This is a genomic window from Amycolatopsis sp. A133, assembly GCF_031082405.1.
GTDB lineage: Bacteria > Actinomycetota > Actinomycetes > Mycobacteriales > Pseudonocardiaceae > Amycolatopsis.
Window position 1 is genome coordinate 303018 of the sequence record NZ_JAVHJU010000009.1, and the last position, 18460, is coordinate 321477.

General features: G+C 70.2%; 14 protein-coding genes. All 14 read right to left on the minus strand.

Annotation, left to right across the window (positions count from 1 at the left end; translation table 11 throughout):
* Window positions 1-7: 7 nt before the first annotated feature.
* Window positions 8-3166 (minus strand): isoleucine--tRNA ligase, encoded by a 3159-nt coding sequence (gene ileS, locus Q5425_RS13140; protein ID WP_308672467.1) that lies wholly within the window; start codon window positions 3164-3166, stop codon window positions 8-10.
* A gap of 490 nt (window positions 3167-3656) precedes the next feature.
* Window positions 3657-4196, minus strand: a complete 540-nt coding sequence (locus Q5425_RS13145; protein ID WP_308672468.1) for a hypothetical protein — start codon at window positions 4194-4196, stop codon at window positions 3657-3659.
* 114 nt (window positions 4197-4310) lie between these two features.
* On the minus strand, window positions 4311-5165 hold the full coding sequence (locus Q5425_RS13150; RefSeq protein ID WP_308672469.1) for a DivIVA domain-containing protein: 855 nt from the start codon (window positions 5163-5165) through the stop codon (window positions 4311-4313).
* 52 nt (window positions 5166-5217) lie between these two features.
* Entirely contained in the window at window positions 5218-5493 is a 276-nt protein-coding gene (locus Q5425_RS13155) for a YggT family protein (protein WP_013224824.1), read from the minus strand.
* Window positions 5494-5608: 115 nt separating this feature from the next.
* Window positions 5609-6208 carry a cell division protein SepF gene (locus Q5425_RS13160; RefSeq protein WP_308672470.1) on the minus strand — a complete coding sequence of 200 codons (600 nt, stop codon included), beginning with the start codon at window positions 6206-6208 and terminating at the stop codon, window positions 5609-5611.
* A 98-nt stretch (window positions 6209-6306) separates the two neighbouring features.
* Window positions 6307-7017, minus strand: a complete 711-nt coding sequence (locus tag Q5425_RS13165; RefSeq protein ID WP_308672471.1) for a YggS family pyridoxal phosphate-dependent enzyme — start codon at window positions 7015-7017, stop codon at window positions 6307-6309.
* Window positions 7014-7718 carry a peptidoglycan editing factor PgeF gene (gene pgeF, locus Q5425_RS13170; RefSeq protein ID WP_308672472.1) on the minus strand — a complete coding sequence of 235 codons (705 nt, stop codon included), beginning with the start codon at window positions 7716-7718 and terminating at the stop codon, window positions 7014-7016. Before pgeF ends, Q5425_RS13165 begins: the two co-directional genes overlap by 4 nt.
* Before the next feature lie 77 nt (window positions 7719-7795).
* Window positions 7796-9106 carry a cell division protein FtsZ gene (ftsZ, locus tag Q5425_RS13175; protein ID WP_308672473.1) on the minus strand — a complete coding sequence of 437 codons (1311 nt, stop codon included), beginning with the start codon at window positions 9104-9106 and terminating at the stop codon, window positions 7796-7798.
* 240 nt (window positions 9107-9346) lie between these two features.
* Entirely contained in the window at window positions 9347-10102 is a 756-nt protein-coding gene (locus Q5425_RS13180; RefSeq protein ID WP_308672493.1) for an anti-sigma factor, read from the minus strand.
* A gap of 11 nt (window positions 10103-10113) precedes the next feature.
* Window positions 10114-10719, minus strand: coding sequence for an ECF RNA polymerase sigma factor SigK (gene sigK / locus Q5425_RS13185; protein ID WP_308672474.1), 606 nt, complete (start codon window positions 10717-10719; stop codon window positions 10114-10116).
* Window positions 10712-11446, minus strand: a complete 735-nt coding sequence (locus Q5425_RS13190; protein WP_308672475.1) for a DUF1365 domain-containing protein — start codon at window positions 11444-11446, stop codon at window positions 10712-10714. The genes sigK and Q5425_RS13190 overlap by 8 nt, the downstream gene beginning before the upstream one ends.
* A complete protein-coding gene (locus tag Q5425_RS13195; RefSeq protein WP_308672476.1) occupies window positions 11440-12708 on the minus strand; it encodes an FAD-dependent oxidoreductase in 1269 nt (422 codons plus the stop codon). The genes Q5425_RS13190 and Q5425_RS13195 overlap by 7 nt, the downstream gene beginning before the upstream one ends.
* A 167-nt stretch (window positions 12709-12875) precedes the next feature.
* Window positions 12876-15203, minus strand: a complete 2328-nt coding sequence (locus Q5425_RS13200; RefSeq protein ID WP_308672477.1) for a chitobiase/beta-hexosaminidase C-terminal domain-containing protein — start codon at window positions 15201-15203, stop codon at window positions 12876-12878.
* A gap of 290 nt (window positions 15204-15493) precedes the next feature.
* Window positions 15494-18301: an alpha-L-fucosidase gene (locus tag Q5425_RS13205; protein ID WP_308672478.1), complete on the minus strand. Its 2808-nt coding sequence runs from the start codon at window positions 18299-18301 to the stop codon at window positions 15494-15496.
* Window positions 18302-18460: the final 159 nt, after the last annotated feature.

The window sequence follows — 18460 nt, forward strand, 5'->3', positions numbered from 1 at the left end:
CCCGCAGTCAGGCCTTCGCGACCGCCACGGTCACCTTCGTGCCGTCGCCGACCGTGCCGGCGAAGCCCTCGCCGGCCGGGCCGTGGGTCACCGACGTCGCCAGCGTCTCCGACGCGAGGAACTCCTCGTGCGTCCGAGCCGCCTCGACGACGTCGGCGGGCGCGTCGACGGTCAGCGCGATCCGGTCGGCGACGTCGAGCCCGGCGTCCCGGCGGGCCTGCTGCACGACCCGGACCAGGTCGCGGACCAGGCCCTCGGCCGCCAGCTCCGGCGTCACCTCGGTGTCGATCAGGACCAGGCCGGACCCGCCGGGCAGCTCGGCCGCCGCGCCGCCGCCCTTGGCGACCAGCCGGCGTTCGAACTCGCCCTCCTGCAGGGCGATCCCGGCCGCGACCACGGCGCCGCCCTGGAACGACCAGTCACCCGCCTTGACCGCCTTGATCACGGTCTGGACGTCCTTGCCCAGGCGCGGGCCGGCGGCGCGGGCGTTCACCGCGACCTCGAACCCGCCGTGCGCGGCGACGTCGGCGGTCAGCTCGACCGCCTTGACGTTCACCTCGTCGCGCAGGATGTCGGCGAAGGAGCCCATCGTCTCGGCGTCCTCGGCCGCGACGACCAGCGACGACAGCGGCAGCCGCACGCGCAGCTTGTTCGCCTTCCGCAGCGACAGCGCCGAGGACGCCACCTGCCGCACCCGGTCCATCGCGGTGACCAGGGCCGCGTCCGCGGGCAGGTCGTTCGCGTTCGGCCAATCGGTCAGGTGCACCGAGCGGCCGCCGGTGAGCCCGCGCCAGACGACCTCGGTGGTCAGCGGGAGCAGCGGCGCCGCGACGCGCGACGTCACTTCCAGCACCGTGTGCAGCGTGTCGATCGCGTCCTTGTCGCCCGCCCAGAAGCGGTCGCGCGAGCGGCGCACGTACCAGTTCGTCAGGACCTCGAGGAAGTCCCGGACGGTCTGGCACGCGCCCGCGACGTCGTAGTGGTCCATCGCGTACTCGACGTCGGTGACGAGTTCGTGCGTCTTCGCCAGGACGTACCGGTCGAGCACGTTCGTCGAGTCCGTGCGCCACTGGCCTTCCACGCCCTCGGCGTTCGCGTACAGCGCGAGGAAGTAGTACGAGTTCCACAGCGGCAGCACGGCCTGGCGGACGGCGTCGCGGATGCCCTTGTCGGTGACGATGAGGTTGCCGCCGCGCAGGATCGGGCTCGCCATCAGGTACCAGCGCATGGCGTCGGAGCCGTCGCGCTCGAGCACCTCGTTGACGTCCGGGTAGTTGCGCAGCGACTTGGACATCTTCGCGCCGTCCGAACCCAGCACGATGCCGTGCGCGACGCAGGCGCGGAACGCCGGCCGGTCGAACAGCGCCGTCGCGAGCACGTGCAGCAGGTAGAACCAGCCGCGCGTCTGCCCGATGTACTCGACGATGAAATCGCTCGGGTAGTGGTGCTCGAACCACTCGGCGTTCTCGAACGGGTAGTGCACCTGGGCGTAGGGCATCGAGCCCGAGTCGAACCAGACGTCGAGGACGTCCGGGACGCGGCGCATGGTGGACTTGCCGGTCGGGTCGTCCGGGTTCGGCCGGGTCAGCTCGTCGATGTAGGGCCGGTGCAGGTTGTCCAGCCGCACCCCGAAGTCGGCCTCAAGCTCGTCGAGCGAGCCGTAGACATCGGTGCGCGGGTACGCCGGGTCGTCGGACTGCCAGACCGGGATCGGCGTGCCGAAGTACCGGTTGCGGGAGATCGACCAGTCGATGGCGTTCTCCAGCCACTTCCCGAACTGGCCGTCCTTAACGTTCTCCGGGTGCCAGGTGATCTGCTGGTTCAGCTCGACCATCCGGTCCTTGAACTGCGTCACCGCGACGAACCACGACGACACCGCGCGGTAGATCAGCGGGTTCCGGCAGCGCCAGCAGTGCGGGTAGGAGTGGTCGTAGGTCTCGTGCCGCAGCAGCACAGCGCCCTGCTGCGCCGCGGAACCCGTGCCGTTCTTGAGGTCGCGGACGATGTTCGGGTTGGCGTCGAAGACCTGCTGGCCCTCGTAGTCCGGCACGGTCGCGTCGAACTTGCCGTGCGCGTCGACCGGCGTGACCGGCGGGATGCCGGCGGCGTCGGTGACGAGCTTGTCGTCGGCGCCGTACGCGGGGGCGATGTGGACGATCCCGGTGCCGTCGTCGGTGGTGACGTAGTCGGCGGCCAGCACCTGGTGCGCGTTCTCGGTGCCGGTGAAGTACGGGAACGGTGGTGCGTAACGGGTTCCGAGCAGCTGCGTGCCGGTGTAGTGCGCGACGACCGCCGGCTCTTCGCCGAGTTCACGCGCGTACGCGGCAACCCGCGCTTCGGCGAGCAGGAACCGCTTGCCTTCGCTCTCCACAACGACGTACTGCACTTCGGGGTGCACGGCGGTGGCGAGGTTCGACGGCAGCGTCCACGGCGTCGTCGTCCAGATCAGCAGGTAGGTGCCGTCGAGCTCGTTGTTGTTGCCCTCCAGGCGGAAACCGACCGTGACGGCCGGGTCCTGGCGGTTGCGGTAGACGTCCGAGTCCATGCCCAGCTCGTGGTTGGACAGCGGCGTCGCATCGCGCCAGCAGTACGGCAGGACGCGGTAGCCCTCGTAGACGAGTCCCTTGTCCCACAGGCGTTTGAACGCCCACAGCACCGACTCCATGTAGGTGACGTCGAGGGTCTTGTAGTCGTTGTCGAAGTCGACCCAGCGGGCCTGGCGGGTGACGTACTCACGCCACTCGTCGGTGTAGCGGAGAACGGACTCCTGCGAAGCCGCGTTGAACTTCGCGATGCCCATCTCTTCGATCTCGGACGTCTCGGTGATGCCGAGCTGGCGCATGGCCTCGAGCTCGGCGGGCAGGCCGTGGGTGTCCCAGCCGAAGCGGCGCTCGACCTTGCGGCCCTTCATCGTCTGGTAGCGCGGCACCAGGTCCTTGACGTACCCGGTGAGCAGGTGGCCGTAGTGCGGCAGGCCGTTGGCGAAGGGCGGGCCGTCGTAGAAGACGTACTCGTTTTCGCCCTTTTCGCCGGCGGGACGCGCGTCGATGGTCGCCTGGAACGTCCGGTCGCTCTCCCAGTAGGCGAGGACCTGCTTTTCCAGTGCGGGGAACGACGGCTGCGACGGAACTCCTGCGCCGTCGCCGAGCTGGGCCTGGGGGTACATCGGGGTGCTCCTCGGTTCGTCGCTCGCGTACGGACGACCGGCTCCCGCACCGGTCACCCACACGGGGACGAGACGCCTCGGCGTTCCGCGGTACCACCCCGCTTGCCCGGCAGCTGCTCCCGGGCCGCTCATTCGACGGCTGTCACGGGCCGCACCCGTCCGGTTCTACTGAGAGCTCGCGCTCGGTTCTTCCGGAGGCTCCCCGGTGATGGCCGGATCGACGCCGTGTTGCCTACCAGGTTAACCGGCCCGCGCAACCGGGTTGTCACGAGGGGCACGTACGGTCACGCCACCTGAGACCGTGCCGAAACTCGTATCTCGCGTGATTAGAGCCGTAACTCGCGTGATCAAGGCCGTAACTCGCGAGTTACGGCGGGAATCACGCGAGTTCCGGGTCTGATCACGCGAGTTCCGCCGGGCATCACACGTGATCAGAGGGGCATCACGCGTGATTGGCGGGGCATCACGCGTGATTGGCGGGGCTTTGCGGTCAGCGGTGGGCGGCTACCAGGGTGGCGTCGGGGGTGCAGCGGTCGCAGGGGGTGAAGCCGAGCTGGCGGGCCTCGCCGACGCCGATCGGGATCGTGTCGCGGGTGCCGAGCCACTCGCACGTGCGCAGGTGGTAGCGGGGGTGCTCGTCGACCACCACGACCTCGTCCTCGAGGTCGGCCAGGACGGCGACGTCCGCCTCCGGGGTGTCTTCGACTCCCGGGTCGGCATCGGGCGTTGTTTCGGGCTCGGCCGAAGTGTCGGGCGGGTCACCCAGGTCGCCGGCCGCCGGGATCAGGGTGGTTTGTTCCTCTTCGGCGGGTTCCGGCGGAGAGGAGACGGCCGGCGCCTCGGGGGCCGGCGCTTCAGGGGCCGGCGCCGCGGACCGGCGACGGCGGCGCAGCCAGTCGACGACCAGGATCAGCCCGGCCAGGACGGAAAGGCCGATGGAGACCCACGCCCACAGCGAAGAAGCCGTGATCAGCGCGGAGACGAGCAACCCCAGAGCCGCCAGTACCAGGACCAGCACTATGTAAAGCACGCTGCATTACAGCACGAACCACCCGGGAGCGGACCACGACCCGCCCACCGGTGGTACCGGATCGACTCCGAACCGTGGCACACCCCGGTAGCGGAATGTGCCACGGCCGGAAACTCAGCCGGCTTCGGCCCGCGGGCCGAAGGAGTAGCCCTGGCCGCCGCTCGTCGATCCGGACGACTGCCCGGAGTTCGAGGACGCCGACGCGGGCGCCGCCGATCCTCGGTCGTCGAGTTCGCGCAGCTGGGACTCGAGGAACCCGCGCAGCCTCGTGCGGTACTCCCGCTCGATCGTGCGCAGCTCTTCGATCTTCTTGCCCAGTCCGCTCTTCTCCGAGTTGAGGCTGTTCATCGTCTCGGTGTACTTCCGCTGCGACTCGCGCTCCAGCGTGGTCGCCTTGTCGCGCGCCTGGCGCTCCAGGGTCTCCGCACGGGTCCGCGCGTCGTTCAGCATCGTGTCGACGCGGGTGCGGGCCTCGTTCACCATCGAGTCGGACTTCGCCCGGGCGTCCGAGAGCAGCTGCTCGGACTTGGTGCGGGCCTCGGCCAGCATCCCGTCGGACTCGGTCTTCGCCTCGGCGGTGAGCCGGTCGGCCATCTCCTGGGCCAGGCCCAGGACCTTGGCGGCCTGCACGTTCGGCTCGGTGCTGTCACTCACCATCGAGTGCGCCTGGGTCTGCTCCATGGCGGACTGCGGCGGCGGCACCGGCGCGAGACGCCGCGAGGGCTCCTCACGCATCGGTGGCGCGCCGACGTTCGCCTTGGCGTTCTCCAGCTCGCTACGGGTCGATTCGAGCTCCGCGTCGAGCTGTTCCATCTGCTGGCGCAGCTCGTTGTTGTCCTCGATCAACCGGGCCAGCTCGGTCTCCACCAGGTCGAGGAACGCGTCCACCTCGTCCTCGTTGTAGCCCCTCTTGCCGATGGGCGGCTTGCTGAACGCGACGTTATGCACGTCAGCGGGGGTCAACGACATCAGATCACCTCACGCACTCCATGGCCTGCAGGTCCACCCAAGTTTTCCCCGATCAACTTGGAGTCGCCAGTTGCATCGCGAAGAACACAACCAACAGCAGCACCATAATCGACAAGTCCAGTCCGACGCCGCCGATTCGAACCATCGGAATGATCCGTCTGAACAACCGAACCGGCGGGTCCGTCACTGTGTAGATGGTCTCGAGCGTGACCGCAACCCCTCCGGCCGGATGCCACTCACGGGCGAAGGTCCGGACGAGTTCGACCACGATCCGCGCCGTGAGCAGCAGCCAGAAGGCGAACAGCACGTACCAGACGACCAGCCACACAGCTTCCACGTACCTACTCTAACCGGGCGTCCTCTTCGAAGACGCTGCTGAGGGGGTGCCGGCCGCTCCGGGTCGGCAAAGTCACGTCTGCTTGCGCTCAGCGGTCCGAGCGACTTCAGCCCCGCAAAAACAATCCGCCCTCGGCAATCCGCCGACGGTCTTCCGCGGTGACGTCCACATCGGGCGGTGAGAGAAGGAACACCTTGTTGGTGACCTTGTCCATCGACCCTCTGAGCGCGAAGGCCAGCCCAGCGGCGAAGTCGACGAGCCGCTTCGCGTCCGCGTTCTCCATCTCGGTGAGGTTCATGATCACCGGGATGCCCTCGCGGTAGTGCTCCCCGATCGCCCGCGCCTCCGCGTAACTGGTCGGGTGCAGCGTGGTGATGCGGCTCAGCGGATCGCGCACCGGCTGGCGCACGACCGGTTCGGTGACCGGGCGCAGGCGCGCCACCGGCTCCGGCTGCCGGTCGATGGCCAGCGCACCGTGAACGGCGGGCTCGGCACTGGCCACGGAGCGTGATCGGCTGCGACTGACGGGCTCGTCGTACGTGTCCTCGCGCTCGCGGTACCGTGAGCGCGACGACCGCGGGGCCGGCTCCTCGTAGGAGTCGTAGTCGTCGTCGTAGCCGCGCCGGTAGTCGTCCTCGACGTCGTAACCGTCGTCTTCTGCGGGCACCATCCCGAAGTAGGCCTTCAGCTTCTGCAGCGCGCTCATGCCTCTCCCTAGCCCTAGCCGCTCCCGCACCAACGCATATTTCACGCCATCAGTGCCCCGCGCGGGCGGATACGAAACGTCACGACCGCGCGAGCTCCCTACGGCGAGGCTAAACCGCGTCCACCGAGCAACGCGGTTCCGACACGCACACAGGTCGAGCCGTGCGTGATCGCCTGCTCGAGATCATGGCTCATCCCGGCAGAGACTTCTGCGGCATTCGGGTGATCTTTTCGCAGTGCCTCACCCGCGCGAGCGAGCCGCTCGAAGGCGGCGGCCGGGTCCGCACCGAGCGGTGCGACGGCCATCAGGCCGCGAAGCCGCAGGTCCTCCGCCTGCTCAAGGTGCTCGGCGAGCGCGTCCAGTTCGGCGAGCGGGCAGCCGCCGCGTCCGGGGTCGTCGTCGAGGCTGACCTGGATCAGCACGTCGAGGGCTTCCTCACGTTTACCGCTGTAACGCAGGGTGTGCACGGCCTTGGCCAGCGAGTCGGCGAGCCGCGCTGAATCGACGGACTGCACTTCGTGTGCCCACCCGGCCACGGACCGCGCTTTGTTCCGCTGCAGCCGGCCGACCATGTGCCACCGCAGCCCCGGGACTTCGGCGGCTTTCGGGCCGGCCTCCTGGTCGCGGTTCTCGCCGACGTCGGTGACACCGAGCTCGGCGAGCAGCGCGACGTCGGACGCGGGGAACGTCTTGGTGACCGCGATCAGCTTGACCTCTTCGCGCGCTCGGCCGGCGGCGCGGCAGGCGGCGGCGACCCGCTCCTCGACCTCGGTCAGGTTCTCGGCCAGCTCGGCCCGGCGATCGGTCATGCCTCGATCCAGGTGATGCCGGCGATCCGCCCGGTGGTCCCGTCGCGGCGGTAGCTGAACAGCGTCTTGTCCTCGTTCGTGCACCGCGGGTCGACGCCGATCTTGCCGACGCCCAGGTCGGCGAGCTGCCGCCAGAGCCCGGCGCGCAGGTCGAGCCCGGGCGTGCCCGAGCGGGTCTTGCACGCGGTGCCGGGGACGTGCTTCTCGACGTCGGCGGCCATCGCGGCCGGCACCTCGTAGCAGTCGCCGCAGATGGCCGGGCCGAGCAGGGCTTCGATCCGGCGGGGCTCGGCGCCGGCCTCCTGCATGGCCTTGACGGCGGCCGGGACGACGCCGGCGCGCGTGCCCACCCGGCCCGCGTGCACCGCGGAAACCACTCCGGCCTCGGCGTCGGCCAGCAGGATCGGCACGCAGTCGGCGACCAGCACGACCAGCGCGAGTCCCGGCGTGGCGGTCACCAGCGCGTCGGTCGCCTCCGCCGCGCCGGTCTCCGAGCCGTCGACGATCGTCGCCGTCCGGCCGTGGACCTGCTCCATCCAGGCCAGCCGGTCCTCGGCCAGGCCGAGCTCGGCGGCCAGGCGCTTGCGGTTGGCGTAGACGTTCCCCTCGTCGTCGCCGACGTGATCACCCAGGTTGAAGGTGTCGTAGGGCGGCCGGGACGCACCACCCGCCCTGGTCGTGACCACTCGCCGAACCCGCACGAAATCCTCCTCGACATCACTGAAGGCCACCACCCACGACTCTAGTTCGCGGGCGGTGGCCTTCAGAGGCGGTGTTGTCAGCGCCGCATGAACGGCGGGACGTCGACCTCGTCGTCCGACGGGTCGTCGTGCACCGGCATCGCGCGCCCGGGCAGGCTGCCCTGGGTGGCGTTGGAGCCGAGCGGCGAGTAGCCGCGCGAGCCGCCGCCGGGCTGCGGGAGCCCGCCGGACGGCTGGTTGCCCGTGGCCGACGGCAGCGGCGCGTGCGACCGCGGCGGGGCCACCGGGTAGCCGGAGCTGCCCGCGGACGGCACCGGCGTGGCGCCCGACGGCGGTCCCTGCGGGTTGGAGACCTGCCCGGCCGAAGCGGAGGCAGTCGCCCCCGACGACACGCGGGAGCCGGAGCCGAACGTCGACGGGTCCAGCTTCTTGTGCGTCGGCGCGCCGGCGTCGAAGCCGGCGGCGATCACCGTGACGCGGACCTCGTCGCCGAGGGAGTCGTCGATGATCGTGCCGAAGATGATGTTGGCGTCCGGGTGCGCGGACTCCTGCACCAGCGACGCGGCCTCGTTGATCTCGAACAGGCCCAGGTCGGAGCCGCCCGCGATGGACAGCAGCGCGCCGTGGGCGCCGTCCATCGACGCTTCCAGCAGCGGCGAGTTGATCGCCTTCTCCGCGGCCTGGATGGCCCGGCCCTCGCCGCGCGCCGAGCCGATGCCCATCAGCGCGGAGCCCGCACCGGACATGACGCTCTTGACGTCGGCGAAGTCGAGGTTGATCAGGCCCGGGGTGGTGATCAGGTCGGTGATGCCCTGGACACCGGACAGCAGCACCTCGTCCGCGGAGCGGAACGCGTCCATCAGCGACACGCCGATGTCGCCGAGCTGCAGCAGCCGGTCGTTCGGGATCACGATCAGCGTGTCGCACTCGTTGCGCAGCGCCTGGATGCCGTCTTCGGCCTGCTTGCCGCGCCGCTTGCCCTCGAAGGTGAACGGGCGGGTCACGACGCCGATGGTCAGCGCGCCGAGCTTGCGGGCGATCTGCGCCACGACCGGCGCGCCGCCGGTACCCGTGCCGCCGCCTTCACCGGCGGTCACGAACACCATGTCGGCGCCCTTGATGACCTCTTCGATCTCTTCGCGGTGGTCTTCGGCAGCTCGCTGGCCGACCTCGGGGGCGGCGCCCGCGCCGAGGCCACGGGTCAGCTCGCGGCCGATGTCCAGCTTGACGTCGGCGTCGGACATGAGCAGTGCTTGTGCGTCGGTGTTCACCGCGATGAACTCGACGCCCTTGAGGCCGACCTCGATCATGCGGTTCACGGCGTTCACGCCGCCACCGCCGATGCCGACCACCTTGATCACCGCAAGGTAGTTGTGCGGGGGCGTCATCGAAGTCCGCCTTCCTGATCGTTGTACCCGTACAGCCCGCCGGCCGGTGATCACTCTCAACCTCAACCCCAGATTGAGAGTTATGTCAACTGCCGACGTTAGGCAGGACGGTAGGCACCAGGCACGCTCTAATCCAGTAGGCACGCCGTGTGTCGCAAAGGTGTTTTGCCACAACACGTTCGAGCGCGCAAGAGCGGGGAGCCGGAAGCACCGCCCCAGCCCGGTCTGCTATGGCGCCGATCAGGCCGGCACGGGCATGCTCATCAGGACCTCCGAAGGCGTCCCGGTGACCGATCCACCGGCCGGTTCGACGCTCACCGCGAGCTTGTCCACGCCGGCGACGCCGTCCGCCACGACCAGGCCACCGTCGTCCGCCGCCGCGATCACCCCGGCCGAGCGCGGAGCCCCCGAACCGGTGATCAGCCAGGCTTCGTAGACCTTCCCGCCCGGCTGCGACGGCAGGCCCGCGTCCATCACCATCACCCGGTTCAGCGACCGGGACAGGACGACCGTCACACCCCCGCCGGTGGGCGCCTCGCCGTGCGCGGTCTTCGCGTCCGGCGCCGCGAGCAGCGCCGCCACCGGTTCGTACTGCTGCTTCGCCTGGTCGAGCCGGCTCTGCGCGGTCTGCAGCTCCTGCTGCTGATTCAGCGCGATCCCGCCGAACACCCCGCCCGCGGCGAGCCCGACGACGGCGGCCGCGGCCGCCACGACGACCGCCCAGCGCGGGGCCCCGGCCGAGCGGCGGTGCCGCTCGGGCGAGCCGGGCCGGGTCTGCGGCGGCAGCTGGCGGGTGGCGTGCATGGCGGTCAGCACGCGGTCCTTGAACTCCGGCGGCGGCTCCTCGGCCATCGCCGCGCCCAGCCGGGCCGCCGTCGCGCGCAGTTCGGCGACCTCCTGCGTGCAGGAGTCGCACTGCTCGAGGTGGCGGGCGAACTCCGCCCGCTCGACGTCGTTGACGGCGTCGAGCGCGAAGGCGCCGGCCAGGGTGTGCATCTCCGGCGTGCTCAAGCGGTCACCCCCAGGCAGTCCCGCAGGCGGATCAGCCCGTCCCGCAGCCGCGTCTTGATGGTGCCTTGCGGCGTCGACAGCACTTCGGCCACCTCGCGATACGTATAGCCCTGGTAGTAGGCGAGCAGCACGGACTCGCGCTGCAGATCGGTCAGGAAGGACAGGCACCGGCGCACCTGGGAGCGTTCGAGCCGCGCGGCGACGGACTCGGCGACCTCGTCGAACGGGCGGCCGCGGGCGGCTTCGAAGGTCGCCTTCTGCTCCCGTTCGGTGCTCGCGCGCGCCGAGCGGACGCGGTCGACGGCGCGGCGGTGCGCCAGGGTCATCGCCCAGTTCAGCGCCGAGCCCTTCTCGGGTGCGTACCGCGTCGCGGTGCGCCAGAGCTCGACGAGCACCTCCTGGGCGACCTCTTCGGACTGGGCCGCGTCGCGCACGATCCGCCGGACGAGCCCGAAGATCGGCCCCACGAGCTGGTCGTAGAGCAGCTCGAAGGCCCGTTCGTCACCCTTGGCGACGCGCACCATGAGCTCTTCGGCCGTCGGGCCCGCCGGGACTTCGGCGGGCACCGGCGCAAGGGGTCGCGAGCGGGCCGGCTCATCCATGGAGCTGTCCTCCGGCGTTCTGCGGGGTGCGCGGCACGACCGCGGCCTTGCGCAGCCACAGCGTGACGCCGTGGCGGCGGATCAGCGCGGCCACCCGCTGCGGCAGCAGCGGCCGGGCCAGGACCAGCCGGGCCAGCCACCGCGGGTTCACCGGGCGGCGAACTCCTCGCAGCGTAGCGACCAGCGGCGTGGCCGTCCCGCGCCGCAACGCCACCGTGAGGTCGAGCAGCGCTCCCGGGTGCGGCAGGCGCATCCGGTATTCGCCGTCCAGCTCCTGGAACGGCGAGACGTAGAACTCCTTCGCCGCGCGGGCGCGGCCGGCCTCGTCCGGGTGCAGCAGGTAGGCGTGGCGGCCGCCGTAGGTGTTGTGCACCTCGGCCACGACGCAGGCGAGCCCGCCGTCCGGGTCGTGGCACCAGTAGACGCTGATCGGGTTGAACGCGTACCCGAGCACGCGCGCGGCGGCCAGCATCACGACCCGGCCGCCGCGCAGGTCGACCCCGCGGTCGGCGAGCCACGCGTCCAGCTTCTGCCGGATGCCGCGCGGGTCGGCGGCGGCGAAGTGGTCGCGGCGGTCGAAGCGCGCGAACGGCCGCAGCCACCACGGCAGCCGCGGGAGGTCGTCCAGGTCGACCCGCCAGAGGTACACGCGGTGCGCGAAGGCGTGCGGCGGGTCGATCCGCCGCACGTGGGCGACCGTGGCGTCGTAGAGCGCGTTCGTCACCACGCCACCCCCAGGCTCGCGGCGGCGCGGGCGCCCGAGGCGCAGCCGTCTTCGTGGAAGCCCCAGCCGTGGTAGGCGCCCGCGTAGGCGAGCACGCCGTCGTCGAGCTCGGGCAGCCGTCGTTGCGCGGCAACGGATTCGGGCGTGTAGACCGGGTGCTCGTACCGCATCCGCGCGACCAGGTGCTCGTCCGCGGGCCCGTCGCCGGGGTTGAGCGTGACGACGTACCCGGCCGGCTCGTCGAGCCGCATCAGGTGGTTCATGTCGTAGCTGACCTGGACCGCGCCGGTGGGCGCGCCGCAGGCGGGGGCGCGGTAGTTCCACCCGGCCCGGGCACCGGGCCGCGAGGGCAGCACGCTCGTGTCGGTGTGCAGCCAGGCCGCGTTTTCGGAGTACCGGAACGCGCCGAGCACCTCGCGCTCGGCGGCGGTCGGGTCGGCCAGCAGGGATAGGGCCTGGTCGGCGTGCGTGGCGACGACGACCTTGGCGACCCGGTGCGGTGTGTCGGCGTCGTCGCGGATCTCGACACCGCCGGCGATCCGCAGCACCGACCGCACCGGGGTCGACAAGTGCACCGCCGTCAGCTGCTTCGCCGCCAGCTCGACGTACTCGCGGGAGCCGCCGACGACGGTCCGCCAGGCCGGCGAGTCCCGCACCGAGAGCATGCCGTGGTTGCGGAGGAATTCGAAGAGGTAGCGCGCGGGGTACCGCAGGGTGTCGGCGCGATCGGCCGACCAGACCGTGGACACCAGCGGCAGCATGAAGTGGTCGACGAAGTAGCGGGTGTAGCCGCCGATCGCGAGGAACGCGCCGAGCGTGACGTCGCCGGCGTCCTTCGCCTCCAGCAGCCGCTTCGCGTGCCGGTGGAACCGCTTCACCTCGGCCAGCATCCGCAGGTAGCGGCCGCGGAAGGCGTTGCCGCGCTGGGCGAACAGCCCGGCGAGGCCCTTGGCGCCGGCGTACTGCAGGCCGCAGCCGTCGCAGCGGATGCTCATCGACATCTCGGTGTCGCGCGTGGCCACTCCCAGCTCGCCGAACAGCTTCAGCAGCGTCGGGTACGTGCGCTCGTTGTGGACGATGAAGCCGGAGTCCACGCCGACGGTGCCGCCGTGGGAGCTCGGAACGTCGTGCGTGTGCGCGTGCCCGCCCAGCCGGTCGTCGGCCTCGAACAGCAGCACCTCGTACTTGCGCTGCAGCAGGTAAGCCGCGGTCAGCCCGGCCACCCCGCTGCCGATGACGCCGATGCGTTCTCCCGTGATCTCCACACCGGTCCTTCGGGACCGCGGCCCAGCCGGATTGCCGGACTTGGCGACCCCTCCCGCCTCCCCCCGAAACCGGACCAGCCCCCGCGTACCCTCTGCCGCGGCCGGTCGTGAGTGGTAAGGCGGGTTCTAACCCGCCTTACCACTCACGACCAGCTGCGGCAGACCGCTTACGGGTAACTCACCACGTTGACCGGCACCGTGCCTGAAGGCGTGACGCCACCGGTGTCGTTGATGACGTGGGTGATCGTGCCGCGGTAGTTGAGCGACACCGTCAGCAGGCTGTGGAACCGCACGCCGCTCGTGTTCGGCACCTCGAACGCGTGGTAGCTGGACACCGCCGGGTTCGTGTCGAAGAAGCAGTAACTCCCGAGGCCCCAGGCCTCATGGGACGTCACGTTCGCCCCGACCTTGTACGCGGCGTACCCGGCGACCCCCGATGGTGCGTTCCACGACGCCTGGTTCGGCACGTCGTAGGGCATCTCGTTCTGGAAGAAGATCGTCCGGCCGCCCTGGCCGTTCCAGATCACCTGGTACTTCTGGTAGTGCTCGACGAACAGGCCGGTGGCCAGCACGTTCGCGCCGTTCACCACGAGCCCCGTGTCGGCCGTGTTCACGGTCCAGCCGACCGTGCCCGCGTTGCCGTGGTCGGCGCGCCACGCCCAGATGTGGTCGATGATCGTGTTTGCGCTGTTGACGATCAGGCTGTTGGTCGCCTTGCCCGCGATCGCGCCGCCGATCCGGAAGAACACGTCCTGGACCGTCGTCGGGTTCGAGGCGTGCGAAGCCGACGACCCGGACTGGCCGACCGTGAGCAGCGCCTGCGAGTTCGCCGTGCCGGCGTCGAAGAGCAGGCCCTTCAGCCGGACGCCGTCCACATCGGACACCTGCATCGCGTTGACGCCGTTGTCGGGCACCAGCGTCGGGTAGCCGATGCCGAGGATCGTCGTGTTCGCCCGGGTCACGTTGAGCGTCTGGTTGAGGTGGTAGATGCCCGGCGTGAAGAACAGGTTGCAGCCCGCGGCGAGCGCGTTGTTGATCGAAGAGGCCGTGTCACCGGACTTGACGACGTAGAACTGGCTCATCGGGGCCGAAGTGCCCGGCGTGCTGCCGTTCGCCCAGCTCGGGCCGGACGCGTTCGTGCGCAGGGAAGGCAGGAACACGCGGTACTTGCCGGTGCCGTCGAGGTAGACGTAGGGGACGTCCCGGGAGACCGGCGTTGTGGCCAGCGTGGTCTCCGGCGGGTTCGGGAACGTGGTCGCCGGCGCACCGCTGGTGCCGGAGAAGACCATGTTCCACACGCCGCCGTTCCAGCTGCCGAGCGCCGAGTCGCGGGTGTACCACTGCTGCTGCGACACCGACGCGGCCTGGCCGGCCACCTTCGTGTCGGCGATGTAGCCGCCGCTGGCGAAGCCGTAGCTCGCCGGGTACAGCTGCAGCCCGCCGCGCACGTCCATCCGGCGGAACGGCGCGGCCTGCGCGACCGCCCAGCGTTCCTGGCCACCGGACGGGTTGACCGCCATGTTCTCCGCGGAGCGCCAGAAGTTCTGCAGCGCGACGCCGTTGTCGGAGGCGTTGAAGGCGTCGACGGTGACGTCGCCGTTGATCAGGACGTCACCCGGGTTCTGGCCGAGGCCGGCGACCGAGGTGTAGAAGCCGACGTTGTCGTGCACGCCGTTGTAGGTGCCCGGCTTGAAGAGGTGGGCGACCCGCCGATCGGCGAACTGCGCGGTCAGCGTGTCCTTCTGGTTGTTGAAGTCCGTGTCGAGCTGTGCCTGGATCGTCGCCGCGGACATGCCCGGGTCGAAGATCCGCACGTTCGGCCCGAAGTTCGGGGTGTCGGACTGCGTCGGACAGCCGGCCTGGGTGCCGATCGTGTAGCTCGCGCTCGACACCGCGGACGTCGTCGAGCCGGACTTGAGCGCGATGGCGTTGACCGTGCGGGACGTCGGGACGCTGATCGGTCCGGAGTAGACGGGCGACGACGCGGTGGGCGTCGAGCCGTCCACTGTGTACCGGATGGTCGCCCCGGAGGTGGCGCTGGTGATGGTCACCGTCTGCGCGCTGGAGTAGGTGCCGCCGGGCGGGCTGAACGTCGGCGCGGCGACCGTCGTCGTGCCGCCGCCGCCGACGGTGTAGCTGAAGTGCGGGGTGTCGTACTGCGGCCCGCTCTTCTCGTAGGTGAACCAGTAGTCCAGGACGTTTCCGCTGCTCAGGCCGCTGACGGTGGTGCGCCAGGTGCCGGAGCCGTTGGTCATCCGGAGGTTCTGCTGGCCGACGCCGGGGACACCCGTGTAGTGGACGTCCACGTACAGCGCCGGGGTAGTGGGGGTGAAGTTGAGCTGCACTTGACTGGTACTGACCTGCGTGACGCTCTGGGTGTAGTCGTCCGCGGCCAGCGCGGCCGGGGCGTTCAGCCCAGCCGCCACCAGCAGGGCCGAGGCGACGAGCGCGAGCACCGGGCCGCGTCGTCGAAGCTTGTCCAGGGTCCGGTTCACGCCGTGACACCTCCGCCGTTGGGGATCCACGAGCATTTGTTGCGAGTCACAACAAAGTAGCTCCCGGTCAGCGGGTCTTCCATCACTTTTTGATAACACTTGTCTGGACCAATGACAGTGGGCGGCGGGCCGGCTGGTGAACGTGCGGACGACCTCGCCCGAGCCGGCTCGGGCGAGGTCGCGCACCGCGGCCGTCACGCCCGCCGCGGGGCGAGGCGGCCCCGGAGCCGAGCGAGCACCCGGGCACGTGGCCGGCCGTCGACGTCGACCCGGCCCGGGTGCTGCGCGAGCTAACCCAGTGAAATCCGGTCCAGGTCCGGGGCGCCGGCGCGGTCGTTGCCGATCCGGATCGTATTGGCGCCCGCGGTCAGCGTCACCGGGACCGAAGTGGTGTACGGGGTGTTGTTCCCGGCGCCGCTGACCTTCACCTCCGCCGGGGCACCGCCGTTCACCGACACGAAGTACGACCGGTCGCCGTTGACGGTGAAGTCGAGGTACAGCGCGTACTTCCCCGCCGCGTCCACCGTGACGCCCGGGAACGTGACCGCCGCACCCGGACCGATGTTGCGCACCTTCGCCCCGCCCGAGCACGGCGAGCAGTTCGTGACGCCCGCGTCGCCGATGTCGTTCGCCGAGTCCTCCGCCTCGCGCATGAACACCCGGTCCGCCGGCCGCGGTTTCACCTGCACCGGCTTGCTCACCGACTTCGCGCGCCCGAGCGTCGTGAAGGACGCCGTGACCGGGATGGCCACGTCCTGGGCGACCGGGGCGGTCACCGTCCAGGAACCGCTCAGCACCTGCCCGAGCCCCAGCCCGGCCGCGGTGACCGGCCCGCCGGTGACCGTCCAGCCCGCCGGGACGACCGGTGCCAGCGAAACCTGGTCGATCGGGTCGTCGACGTCCAGCCGCAGCGACGCCGTCACCGTCAGGGACTGCTGCCCGGGCGAAACCCACTGCACACCGGCGGGTTGCACGGTCAACGTCGTCCTCGGTGTGGACGACTCCGGCGGCAGCGGCGCCACCGCGATCCGGTCGAGGTCGGCGGAGCCGGAGACCTCGATCGTGTTGCCACCGGCGTTCAGCGGCACCGCGACCGCCCCCGGTGCGGTGACCGCGATCGGGGCCGCGCCGTTGACGCGGACCAAAAGCGTGCCCGGCCCGCTCGTGTCGAGCTGCAGCCGGGAGGGGCCCGAGGCCTGGACGTCACGGAAGACGACGGCGCCGCGGTCGAGGCCGGTCACCGCGTTCGTGCCCGAGCACGCCTCGCACCACACCGGCGTCGCCTTGCCCTCGAAGCCGTTGCGCCACGACTCCGCCTCCAGCGGCACCTCGCCGCGGGGATCGGGATAACCGTAGGCGACGTCGATCTCGTCGAGCGCGAGCTGCCGGTAGAACGGCTTGGCCTGCGGCCCGGACCACGTGTTCAGCACCTCGAGCCGGAGGTACCGCGCGTGCACCTCGCCGACGTCGATGAACTGGACGCCGCGGGCGCTGGGCAAGGCGCCGGTGCGCACCGGCGTGCCCCAGTTCTTCCCGTCGTCACTGGCGTAGACGCGGTAGTCCTTGATCCGCGCGGAATCCTCGGCGCGGCCGAAGGACTCCCGCGCGTACGTCGGCGACGACTCGCGCTCGTGCACCGCCAGGTAGGCCGTCGACCGCTTCCGGCCCAGGTCCAGCGTCACGGACACCGGCAGCTGACCGCCGGCGTCCCAGTGGTTCAGGTAACTGCCGTCGATCAGGTGCGCCGCGGAAGACGCGTTCGCCGACGCGCTCGCCTTGATCGTGCTCTTGTCGTAGAAGTACTGCCGGCCTGCCGTGTCCACTTTGAACACGGTGTCGTAGGCGTCCCAGTCGCGGATGTCCAGAATGGACAGATAACCGCCGGACTGCGCGAACCGGATCGGCTTGCCGGTGCGCAGGTCGGACACGCCGGTGACGCGGTAGCCGTTGTCGCGCAACCGGACCAGGTTGGTCGACGGCCGCGTGACGACGTGCACGTACTGCGTCCGGGCGCCGGGCTTCACCGTGATCACGCCGTGCGCGCCGTCGTTCCAGAAGCCGGGCTGCAGGCCGCTGTACATGTACCCGCCGCCCTCGGTGCCTTCGAGGGACTCCCGGATCGGCTGGGTCCAGGTCGCCATGAAGTTGTTGAACGCCTCCTGCTGCGGCGGGAACTTCCCGTTCAGCATGGCGGTTTCGGCCATCAGTGACTTGATCGACGAGCCGGCGTTGGTGATGTAGCGGCCGGTGGAGAGCCGGAAGTCGACGGCCTGGTCGCCGCCGCTGTACCACCAGTCGCCGTTGGTCGGCAGCTTGTAGTCGGCCTCGGTGAGCCGCGGCATCGGCGTGTAGACCGCCTGCGGGTAGTCGTACGAGGGTGTCATGCCGGTCTTCTGCTCGTTGCTGACCGTGTCCATGATCGGCGTGTCCTCGTTGTTGTTGCTCAGCAACCAGGACGGCCGCTTTTCGCGGATGCGCTCGTAGAGCCCGTGCTGCTCCCAGTACTCGTTGTCGTTGTCGATCCAGAACCCGGCGAGACCGGCGTAGCGGTCCATGACCTCGTCGAACAGGTCGTAGCTGTACTCGCCGAAGCCGGGCCGGGTGGTCAGGTCGACCGGCTTGCGCCGGTACGCTGAGTAGGCGGCCGAGTCGAGCGACTCGTGGCCGGTTTCGTTGTGCCACTGGGGATCGTCGGTCATGTAGAGCAGGACGCGCACGCCCTTGGCCTGCCCCGCGGCGATCAGCTCGCCGAGGAAGTCGCGCTGCGTCGAGCAGCTGCCGGGGATCTTCGACGGCCACGGCCGCGCGTAGCCCAGCCGGCTGTGGAAGGTGGTGAGGACGACGTAGGACGCGCCCAGCTTCCGGGCCTCGTCGATCCAGTAGCCCGGCGTCCAGCCGCCGTCGCTGACGTCGCGCTCCCAGGCGGCGCAGTCGGTGTGCCGCGGCGCGGTGAACATGCCCCAGTGCAGGAACAGCCCGGCCGTCGAGGCCCGCAGCCAGTCCTGGCGCGGGTGGTGGAGCTCGGCGTGCGCGGGGCTGACCAGGCTCGCCAGCAGTGCGATGACTGCGGCGAGGCAGGCGGGTAGTCGGATTCTCAAGGGACCTCCTCGTCCGGAGAGATCCGATGATTAGTTCGTCATATATCGTACGTCAAGGGAAGATGCCGCTCATCGGCACACAGTCGTCCGATCTGTCACAACCGTGCGCTCGCGTTCGTCAGGGTGGTGATCGACCTTGAAAGGACGAACCCGTGAACG

Coding starts and splice junctions, on each gene's coding strand:
- ileS (WP_308672467.1), bottom strand. CDS start 3,166: ATGTACCCCCAGGCCCAGCTCGGCGACGGCGCAGGAGTTCCGTCGCAG.
- Q5425_RS13150 (WP_308672469.1), bottom strand. CDS start 5,165: ATGTCGTTGACCCCCGCTGACGTGCATAACGTCGCGTTCAGCAAGCCG.
- Q5425_RS13160 (WP_308672470.1), bottom strand. CDS start 6,208: ATGAGCGCGCTGCAGAAGCTGAAGGCCTACTTCGGGATGGTGCCCGCA.
- Q5425_RS13165 (WP_308672471.1), bottom strand. CDS start 7,017: ATGACCGATCGCCGGGCCGAGCTGGCCGAGAACCTGACCGAGGTCGAG.
- ftsZ (WP_308672473.1), bottom strand. CDS start 9,106: ATGACGCCCCCGCACAACTACCTTGCGGTGATCAAGGTGGTCGGCATC.
- Q5425_RS13180 (WP_308672493.1), bottom strand. CDS start 10,102: ATGCACACCCTGGCCGGCGCCTTCGCGCTCGACGCCGTCAACGACGTC.
- sigK (WP_308672474.1), bottom strand. CDS start 10,719: ATGGATGAGCCGGCCCGCTCGCGACCCCTTGCGCCGGTGCCCGCCGAA.